This window comes from Vibrio penaeicida (assembly GCF_030689305.1).
In the GTDB taxonomy this organism is placed as follows: domain Bacteria; phylum Pseudomonadota; class Gammaproteobacteria; order Enterobacterales; family Vibrionaceae; genus Vibrio; species Vibrio penaeicida_B.
The window spans coordinates 1-2,955 of record NZ_JAUYVM010000044.1; the positions used below are offsets into that span (position 1 = coordinate 1).

Here is a 2,955-nt window from a genome sequence, read left to right on the forward strand (position 1 = left end):
TTGGGGTTGTATGGTTAAGTGACTAAGCGTACACGGTGGATGCCTTGGCAGTCAGAGGCGACGAAGGACGTATTAACTTGCGATAAGCGTAGATTAGGCAGTAAAAGCCACTTGAGTCTACGATTTCCGAATGGGGAAACCCACTTACATAAGTAAGTATCCTGTTGTGAATACATAGCAGCAGGAGGCAAACCGGGGGAACTGAAACATCTAAGTACCCCGAGGAAGAGAAATCAACCGAGATCCCGAAAGTAGCGGCGAGCGAAATTGGGTTAGCCCTTAAGCTTTTTATGCGTCAGGTGAAGTCTCTGGAAAGGGACGCGATACAGGGTGATAGCCCCGTAACCGACAACGCACATTGAGTGAAATCGAGTAAGGCGGGACACGTGATATCCTGTCTGAATATGGGGGGACCATCCTCCAAGGCTAAATACTACTGACTGACCGATAGTGAACCAGTACCGTGAGGGAAAGGCGAAAAGAACCCCTGTGAGGGGAGTGAAATAGAACCTGAAACCGTGTACGTACAAGCAGTAGGAGCACCTTCGTGGTGTGACTGCGTACCTTTTGTATAATGGGTCAGCGACTTATATTCAGTGGCAAGGTTAACCGTTTAGGGGAGCCGTAGGGAAACCGAGTCTTAACTGGGCGTTCAGTCTCTGGATATAGACCCGAAACCAGGTGATCTAGCCATGGGCAGGTTGAAGGTTGAGTAACATCAACTGGAGGACCGAACCGACTAATGTTGAAAAATTAGCGGATGACTTGTGGCTAGGGGTGAAAGGCCAATCAAACCTGGAGATAGCTGGTTCTCCCCGAAAGCTATTTAGGTAGCGCCTCGGACGAATACTACTGGGGGTAGAGCACTGTTAAGGCTAGGGGGTCATCCCGACTTACCAACCCTTTGCAAACTCCGAATACCAGTAAGTACTATCCGGGAGACACACGGCGGGTGCTAACGTCCGTCGTGGAGAGGGAAACAACCCAGACCGCCAGCTAAGGTCCCAAATTACTACTAAGTGGGAAACGATGTGGGAAGGCTCAGACAGCCAGGATGTTGGCTTAGAAGCAGCCATCATTTAAAGAAAGCGTAATAGCTCACTGGTCGAGTCGGCCTGCGCGGAAGATGTAACGGGGCTAAGTAGTAAACCGAAGCTGCGGCTGCAATCTTTTGATTGCGGGGTAGGGGAGCGTTCTGTAAGCGGTTGAAGGTGGTCTGTAAGGGCTGCTGGACGTATCAGAAGTGCGAATGCTGACATGAGTAACGATAAAGGGAGTGAAAAACTCCCTCGCCGGAAGACCAAGGGTTCCTGTCCAACGTTAATCGGGGCAGGGTAAGTCGACCCCTAAGGCGAGGCAGAAATGCGTAGTCGATGGGAAACGGGTTAATATTCCCGTACTTCTTACAATTGCGATGGGGGGACGGAGAAGGCTAAGTGGGCCTGGCGATGGTTGTCCAGGTTCAAGTGCGTAGGCTGATGGTTTAGGTAAATCCGGACCGTCATTAAGGCTGAGACACGACGTCGAGCTGCTACGGCAGTGAAGTCATTGATGCCATGCTTCCAGGAAAAGCCTCTAAGCTTCAGATTGTAAGGAATCGTACCCCAAACCGACACAGGTGGTCGGGTAGAGAATACCAAGGCGCTTGAGAGAACTCGGGTGAAGGAACTAGGCAAAATGGTACCGTAACTTCGGGAGAAGGTACGCTCTTGACGGTGAAGTCCCTTGCGGATGGAGCTATTAGGAGTCGCAGATACCAGGTGGCTGCAACTGTTTATTAAAAACACAGCACTGTGCAAAATCGTAAGATGACGTATACGGTGTGACGCCTGCCCGGTGCCGGAAGGTTAATTGATGGGGTTAGTCTTTGGACGAAGCTCTTGATCGAAGCCCCGGTAAACGGCGGCCGTAACTATAACGGTCCTAAGGTAGCGAAATTCCTTGTCGGGTAAGTTCCGACCTGCACGAATGGCGTAATGATGGCCACGCTGTCTCCACCCGAGACTCAGTGAAATTGAAATCGCTGTGAAGATGCAGTGTACCCGCGGCTAGACGGAAAGACCCCGTGAACCTTTACTACAGCTTGGCACTGAACATTGAACCTACATGTGTAGGATAGGTGGGAGGCTTTGAAACCATGTCGCTAGATATGGTGGAGCCGTCCTTGAAATACCACCCTTGTAGCTTTGATGTTCTAACTTGGCCCCATTATCTGGGGTGAGGACAGTGCCTGGTGGGTAGTTTGACTGGGGCGGTCTCCTCCCAAAGAGTAACGGAGGAGCACGAAGGTGGGCTAAACACGGTTGGACATCGTGTGGTTAGTGCAATGGCATAAGCCCGCTTGACTGCGAGAATGACAATTCGAGCAGGTGCGAAAGCAGGTCATAGTGATCCGGTGGTTCTGAATGGAAGGGCCATCGCTCAACGGATAAAAGGTACTCCGGGGATAACAGGCTGATACCGCCCAAGAGTTCATATCGACGGCGGTGTTTGGCACCTCGATGTCGGCTCATCACATCCTGGGGCTGAAGTCGGTCCCAAGGGTATGGCTGTTCGCCATTTAAAGTGGTACGCGAGCTGGGTTTAGAACGTCGTGAGACAGTTCGGTCCCTATCTGCCGTGGGCGTTGGAAGATTGAAGGGGGCTGCTCCTAGTACGAGAGGACCGGAGTGGACGAACCTCTGGTGTTCGGGTTGTCATGCCAATGGCATTGCCCGGTAGCTAAGTTCGGAATCGATAACCGCTGAAAGCATCTAAGCGGGAAGCGAGCCCTGAGATGAGTCTTCCCTGACACTTTAAGTGTCCTAAAGGGTTGTTCGAGACCAGAACGTTGATAGGCAGGGTGTGTAAGCGTTGTGAGGCGTTGAGCTAACCTGTACTAATTGCCCGTGAGGCTTAACCATACAACACCCAAGGGGTTTTGATGGACTCAAATAAGAACAGATTGAATGTGTA

Annotated in this window: 1 rRNA gene; it reads left to right on the forward strand. The window is 51.3% G+C overall.

From position 1 onward, the window contains the following. Window positions 1-12 precede the first annotated feature (12 nt). Window positions 13-2,903, forward strand: a 23S ribosomal RNA gene (locus tag Q8W40_RS27800). Window positions 2,904-2,955 lie beyond the last annotated feature (52 nt).